This window comes from Aeromonas sp. QDB18 (assembly GCF_027705325.1).
GTDB classification, from domain to species: Bacteria; Pseudomonadota; Gammaproteobacteria; order Enterobacterales; family Aeromonadaceae; genus Aeromonas; species Aeromonas caviae.
Map to the genome: position 1 here is coordinate 1 of NZ_JAPDBQ010000187.1, position 6,831 is coordinate 6,831.

Here is a 6,831-nt window from a genome sequence, read left to right on the forward strand (position 1 = left end):
ATATGCCTCGGCCAGAAAGGCCATTTCTGGGTCTTTCTTCCAACTGGTGAGCATCCTGTTCAGCTCAAAGGCAGAAGCTCGCCGTCAAGGCGGCCGCTGGCAAGCGCCAGGAAGGTGCTCTCATCACTGTGAACGCGATAGAGCTCGCGCTCGATCAGTGCATTGCCCAGCAGATAGCTACCTGCCAGGACAAGCAGCAGAATAGGTGAAAACAGCAGGATATTGCTGTAAAAACAAAGAGGCCACCCGATTGGGTGGCCTCTTCACAGGAAAGTTCGTTGTCGATTAGACGCGAACGAAATCCAGGTGAACCAGCTTGTAGCGAACCGGGTGACGCTGGATAGCCTTCACGTTCACTTTGACTTCTTCACCGTTGATGACCAGGGTCAGCTCGGAGGAGTAGAACTCCGGCTTCTCTTGGGCCAGGATCAGCTTCTTGTGGTCCAGGGTAACGGACACGGCTTCTTTGCCTGCACCGTAAACGATGGCAGGAACCAGGTCAGCATGACGCAGGCGGCGGCTCGCACCTTTCCCCAGGTCAGAACGGACTTCAGCTTGGAATACGAAAGACATAGTGATTATCTCTTTTAAGATGAATGTATGGTGTTGACTGCGACCGGTCAGCACCTCGCAAAACGAGCGCGAATACTAGCACGGGCCCGGAGGGGATACAAGGAAAGAACCCGCGTCACTCCTCTTTGGCCAAGAGGCACTCCACCACGCCTCTCGCCATCCCCTAGCGCCCCTGCTCCAGACGGGCAAACTGCTGCTGTCGCTGGGCCGGGCTCAGGGAATCGAATTGCGCCAGAGTCTGCGCTTTCGGGCAATAGAGGCGCTGCCCGGCCTGTACCTGGATCCCTTTGGCCATCCTGTCACGATTTTCCTGCACCAGCGCCAGCAGATAACTGTAAGTATCCGAGCCGCCGGCCTCCTTTGACTGAAGCTGGCTTGCAATGCGCCACAGGGTTTCTCCCGGCGCCACCTGATGACAAACCCGCGATGCCTCCCCTGCCGCCGTGGCGGAAAGAATCAGGGTCGCCTGCTCAGGGGCAGAATCTGCGGTGGCCATGGGCTGTGCATCTCCCTGTCTTGCCAAGGCCTGTGTGGGGACCAGCCCCCCAAGCCGTGCGAGCAAGGGCTCCCCCAGAGGCATCCGCATCTTCCTCTCCCGGGGCAGGGAGAACTCGGCGACAAAGGCGACAGCGCCCGGGACTTCGAACGAGGGGGCCGAGGAGGCGGCTTGCAGTACTGATTGGTGGGGAGCCATTCCATAGGCCATCTCATCGATGCGCTTCAGCCTGGCCAGGTAAGCCTTGGAGAGCTGGGCCTCCCCTTCGAACAGATCGAAGGGGGGCACCAGCCGGGCAGGAAAGAGGATCTGCCAGCGGCCATTCTTCTTTCTCTGTTTAAGTGGGGGAAACTGATTGCCCCGCCAGGCCGCAAAAATGGGCGGCACGGGGCGCTGCACCGGATAGAACTCCGGGTTGAGCTGCACCCAGGTTTGTTCCGCAATGGGTTGATACCCGCTGATGTTGACCAGTGCCACCCCCAACCAGATCCCCAGCATATGACGGCCTCCCTTCCCTTTGGCGTCTCGTTGCTTTCACACTATGGCTCAGAAAACAGATAGATAGCAGCTTAGCACTGGGCAATGGCGCTCTGCACCCGTTTATCCGAGATAGGGTATGGCGTCCCCAGTTGCTGGGCGAAGAAGGAAACTCGCAGCTCCTCGATCATCCAGCGGATATTGGCCACCTCGGCCGGGATCAGCTGGGATTTGGGGATCTTGGCGAGCAGTGCCTTGTACTCCGACTCCACGCTGTGCACCTTGAGCATGTAGACCCGATCCCGGTTGGGATCGATGGCGAGCTTCTCGAGGCGCCGCTCGATGGCCCGCAGGTAGCGCAGCAAGTCAGGCAGCCGTTGCCAGCCGGTCTCCGTGACAAAGCCCTTGTGGATGAGGTTGCCCAGCTGCAACTGGATATCCGACATGGCAAAGGCCGTGTCGAGCTGCATCTTGCCTTTGAGCCGCTTCTTGATCTCATGGGAGAGGGTCAGCACGGCTTCCACCTGCTTGGCCACCTCCACCACCGCATCGTTGAGCTCGGCGCGGACATACTCCTTGAGCGCCTCAAAGCCGGCTTCGTCCCACGCCATGCCGCCGTGCTGCTCAATCAGCTTGTCACAGCCACAGGCGATGCAGTCATCGATAAGCTCGGCCACCTTGCCAAACGGGTTGAAATAGAGCCCGAGCTTGGCCTTGTTGGGCAGCTTTTCCTGCAGGTACTTGATGGGAGATGGCACGTTGAGCAGCAGCAGCCGACGCTGGCCAGCCCACATCAGCTGCTGCTGCACCACAGGACTTTCCACCAGCTGGATGGCGACCGAATCCTTCTGATCCACCAGGGCCGGATAGGCTTTCACCTCGAAACCGCCCCGCTTCTGACTGTACTCCTGGGGCAGCTCGCCAAAGCTCCACAGGGTGAGGCCAGACTGCTCGATGTCATCGTCCGCCACTTGTGACAGGGTCTCCTGCACCTTGCCACGCAGGGACTCTTTCAAGGCCTCCAGATCCTTGCCTTCCGCCACCTTCTTGTGCTTGTCGTCCACCACCCGGAAGGTGAGTTTCAGGTGATCGGGCACCGCAGCCCAATCCCAGGATTCACGGGGCACGGTCACGCCGGTCATGCGGCGCAGCTGACGCTCCATCTCGTCCAACAGCGGCCCCTGCTCGGGGTTGATGCTGGCGAGCAGCGCATCGGCATAGTTCGGCGCTGGCACGAAGTTCTTGCGCATCGGCTTGGGCATCGACTTGATAAGAGCGACGAGCAGCTCATGACGCAGCCCCGGGATCAACCACTCGAACCCCTTCACCTCCACCTGATTCAGGAGCGGCAGCGGGATATGCAGGGTCACGCCATCCGCCGCCTCCCCCGGCTCGAACTGATAGGTCAGCTTGAGCTTGAGGCGCCCCTGCTGCCAGAAGTTGGGGTAGTCGAGATCGCTGATGTGGGCCGCATCCCCCTTCATCAGCATCTCTTTCTCGAAGTTGAGCAGTTCGGGATCCCGCTTTTGCGCCTCTTTCCACCACTTGTCGAAGTGGCGGGCGGAGATCACCTCCTCCGGCAAACGAGCATCGTAGAAGCGGAACAAGTCCTCGTCATCCACCAGGATGTCGCGCCGACGGGATTTGTGCTCCAGCGCCTCCACCTCGGCCAGGAGCTTGCGGTTATCGCTGAAGAAGCGGTGACGGGTCTCGAAATCCCCCTCCACCAAGGCGCGGCGGATAAAGAGCTCGCGGCACAGCGCCGGATCGATACGGCTGAAGTTGATGGTGCGCTCGTTGACCAAGGTCAGACCATACAGCGTCACCTTCTCCTTGGCCATTACGGCGCCGTTTTTCTTCGACCAATGTGGGTCGCTGTGGTGCAGCTTGATGAGGTGGCCTGCCAGCGGCTCCACCCACTCGGGCTCAATCTTGGCATTGATGCGAGCGTAGAGGCGCGAGGTCTCCACCAATTCTGCGGCCATCACCCACTTGGGCGGCTTCTTGAACAGACCCGAGGCCGGGAACAGGTGGAAGCGGCCGTTGCGGGCCCCGAGAAACTCGGGCTTTTCCAGATCCTTGTTGCCGATATGGCTCAAAAGACCGGTCAAGAGCGCGCAGTGCACCGTCTTGAAGTCTGCCGGTTCCTGGTTGGTTTTAAAACCCAGCTCCTTGACCGTCTGACGCAGCTGGAAGTGAATGTCCTGCCATTCACGTACCCGCAGGTAGGAGAGAAACTCCTTCTGGCACATGCGGCGGAATGGATTGCTGCCAAGGCTATCCTGCTGCTCTTTCAGGTAATTCCACAGGTTAACAAAAGCGAGGAAGTCGGACTCCTTGTCCTCAAAACGTCTGTGCTGCTCGTCGGCGGCCTGCTTTTTCTCCATGGGCCGCTCGCGGGGATCCTGAATGCTGAGGGCGGCAGTGATCACCATCACCTCGCTCAGGCAGCCGGTCTGCGCCGCGCTGATCACCATCTTCGCCAGACGCGGATCAAGGGGAATGCGCGAGAGCTGGCGACCGGTCTCGGTCAACTGAAGTTTCGCTTCGCGATCGCCGGTGGCGGGCAGCTCACGCACCGCCTCCAGCTCTTTCAAGAGGATCAGACCGTCCTTGATATGGCGTGACTCGGGTGGCTCGACGAAGGGGAACGCCTCCATATTGCCAAGGCCGAGCGCCAGCATCTGCAGGATGACCGATGCCAGGTTGGTGCGCAGGATCTCGGGGTCGGTAAAGGCGGGACGGCTATTGAAATCCTCCTCGGAGTAGAGGCGGATACAGATACCATCCGCCACCCGACCGCAGCGCCCTTTACGCTGGTTGGCACTGGCCTGGGAGACCGGCTCGATGGGCAAGCGCTGCACCTTGGTACGCCAGGAGTAGCGGCTGATGCGGGCCGTACCCGGATCGATGACGTAACGAATGCCCGGCACCGTCAGCGAGGTCTCCGCCACGTTGGTGGCCAGCACGATACGCCGACCGGCGTGGGGCTGAAACACCTTGTTCTGCTCGGCGTTGGAGAGGCGGGCGTAGAGCGGCAGCACCTCGGTATCGCGCAGGTTGAGCTTGCGCAAGGCATCGGCAGTATCGCGGATCTCCCGCTCGCCGTTCATGAAGATGAGGATGTCACCCAGCCCTTCGCGTGCCAGCTCTTCCACCGCATCGAAGATCCCCTGCAGTTCGTCGCGCTCCTCCAGCCCGTCGCTTTTATCACTGACGAGCGGGCGGTAGCGCACCTCCACCGGATAGGTGCGACCTGACACCTCGATCACCGGCGCCTTGTTGAAATGGCGGGAGAAACGTTGCGGGTCGATAGTTGCCGAGGTGATGATCACCTTCAGATCCGGGCGTTTGGGCAGCAGTTGCTTGAGATAGCCCAGAATGAAGTCGATGTTGAGGCTGCGTTCGTGGGCCTCATCGATGATGATGGTGTCGTACTGGGTCAGCATCCGGTCATTCTGGATCTCCGCCAGCAGGATACCGTCGGTCATCAGCTTGATGTGGGTCTGCTCGCTCACCTGATCGGTAAAGCGCACCTTGTAACCCACGTAGTGGCCAAGCTCGGACTCCATCTCCTCGGCAATACGGGCCGCGACGGTACGGGCCGCCAGACGGCGTGGCTGGGTGTGGCCGATGAAGCCCTTGACCCCGCGCCCGAGCGCCAGACAGATCTTGGGGATCTGGGTAGTTTTGCCCGAGCCGGTTTCGCCGGCGATGATCACCACTTGATGCTCTTCAATGGCTTTGGCGATCTCCCCTTGCTTCTGGCTGACTGGCAGATTGTCCGGATAGGTGACCTTGGGCACGCCCGCCAGACGGGACTGGTAGCGCGCCTGTGCCACATCCAGGTCAGCGGCGATGGTCTCGAGCACGGCAGCCTGCTTGGCTTCCGGCAGCTTCTTGACCCCGTGCAGTCGACTGGAGAGACGGCGGGCGTCGAGATTCATGCAGGCGGTAAGACGGCGGCGCAGCGCCTCGATAGAGAGAGACAAGGTACGAATTCCTTAAAAGAGTGCCCATCAAGGGCCATATCGATAGCTGGGGGAGATCCTAAAGAGCGAGGCAGGGCGGTGCAAGCCTTAAAGCGCCGCGCCAGCACATCAAGCCGGTGGCGTCATGACCGCCACGGATGGAAAGAGCAGGCCGGGGCCTGCTCTTTGAAAACAACCAGACAACACCGCTCAGACTCTGGCCTGATGCACGAAACAGGTGCCAAGCTGGGCGTGGATGGCCTGCATCACATTGTGGCGGTTGATGACCCCGAGCAGGCGCCCCTCCTCCACCACAGGATAGATCTTGGGCTTTTGACCCATCATCATCTCCGCCAGATCCAGGATGCTGGTGTCGGGGCCGACTGCCAGCACCTCCTTGCGCATCACATCCCTGACCTGGGCCACCTGTTCACAGTGGTAGGCCTCCTTGAGCATGACGGCGATGCAATCCTGCTCGGAGACCCAGCCAATCAGATGTCCCTGGCTGTCCACTACGGGGCCGCCCAACTGATGACTGTTGAGAAATTTTTCCACCGCCGCCTGTACCATCATCTCTGCGCTGAAGGTGATGGGCTTGGTCTGCATGTAGTCCTTTGCTTTGAGTGATTCCATGACGCTTTCCCCCAACGAGCCTCCCGAGGGGAGGCAAGAGCCGGGCACTATGTCCGGCTCACTCCAAGCATAGTCCGCATGGATCAGGAGATGGATTGCAGCAAGAGCAAGAGCTCGTTCTGGCTGTGGCAGTCGGTCTTCTTGAACACCCCTTATCAGGGTGGAGCGCACAGTTTCCACCTTGACACCGCGCAGCTCCGCGATGTCGTTGCTGCTGTAACCCTTGCTCATCAGCACCAGCAGCTCCTTCTCGCCAATGGTGAGGGGATAGAGGCTGGCCAGCGCTTCGATGTCGGGGTTGAAGGCGTGCTCGGGGTCACGCAGCACCACTTCCACATAGCGTTCAAAGCGGCTGAGTCCGCTCATCAGGGTGCATTGGACCAGCAGCGGACGCAGGTTAGGCTGACGGGGAATGGACATATAGGCGCTGGCGCCGGGCAGCAAATAGGCAAAGCCATTGAGGATCTCCTTGAGCTGGCGTTGCTGCTCCTTATTCTGCAAAGAGAAAATGCCATTGATGGCCCGCAATTCCACATTTTCATCGGCGATACGGTTGAAGGCCACATTGGAATAATGAATATGCCCCTTGTCGTCTATGATGGCGCCAGGGCGAGATCGTGAACGTTTTGAAGCAATGTTAAGAGGATTTGACCGACCGATCTGGGTGTGATCTTATACTCT

Annotated in this window: 4 protein-coding genes and 1 pseudogene; all 5 read right to left on the reverse strand. The window is 59.8% G+C overall.

Annotation, left to right across the window (positions count from 1 at the left end):
* Window positions 1-285: 285 nt before the first annotated feature.
* The gene (gene rplY / locus OKC30_RS19170; RefSeq protein ID WP_010674717.1) at window positions 286-573 is read right to left on the reverse strand and encodes a 50S ribosomal protein L25; all 288 of its coding nucleotides are present in this window, start codon (window positions 571-573) and stop codon (window positions 286-288) included.
* Between the two features lie 163 nt (window positions 574-736).
* The gene (locus OKC30_RS19175) at window positions 737-1,567 is read right to left on the reverse strand and encodes a hypothetical protein (protein WP_270666876.1); all 831 of its coding nucleotides are present in this window, start codon (window positions 1,565-1,567) and stop codon (window positions 737-739) included.
* A 71-nt stretch (window positions 1,568-1,638) separates the two neighbouring features.
* Entirely contained in the window at window positions 1,639-5,538 is a 3,900-nt protein-coding gene (hrpA, locus tag OKC30_RS19180; RefSeq protein ID WP_270666875.1) for an ATP-dependent RNA helicase HrpA, read from the reverse strand.
* A 189-nt stretch (window positions 5,539-5,727) separates the two neighbouring features.
* Window positions 5,728-6,150, reverse strand: a complete 423-nt coding sequence (locus OKC30_RS19185; RefSeq protein ID WP_010674714.1) for a CBS domain-containing protein — start codon at window positions 6,148-6,150, stop codon at window positions 5,728-5,730.
* 83 nt (window positions 6,151-6,233) lie between these two features.
* Window positions 6,234-6,759: pseudogene (locus OKC30_RS21455) on the reverse strand (helix-turn-helix transcriptional regulator); the annotation flags it as partial.
* Between the last annotated feature and the right edge of the window lie 72 nt (window positions 6,760-6,831).

Excerpts from the sequence above, each read along its gene's own strand:
- rplY (WP_010674717.1), bottom strand. The coding sequence starts at position 573 with ATGTCTTTCGTATTCCAAGCTGAAGTCCGTTCTGACCTGGGGAAAGGT.
- OKC30_RS19175 (WP_270666876.1), bottom strand. The coding sequence starts at position 1,567 with ATGCTGGGGATCTGGTTGGGGGTGGCACTGGTCAACATCAGCGGGTAT.
- OKC30_RS19185 (WP_010674714.1), bottom strand. The coding sequence starts at position 6,150 with ATGGAATCACTCAAAGCAAAGGACTACATGCAGACCAAGCCCATCACC.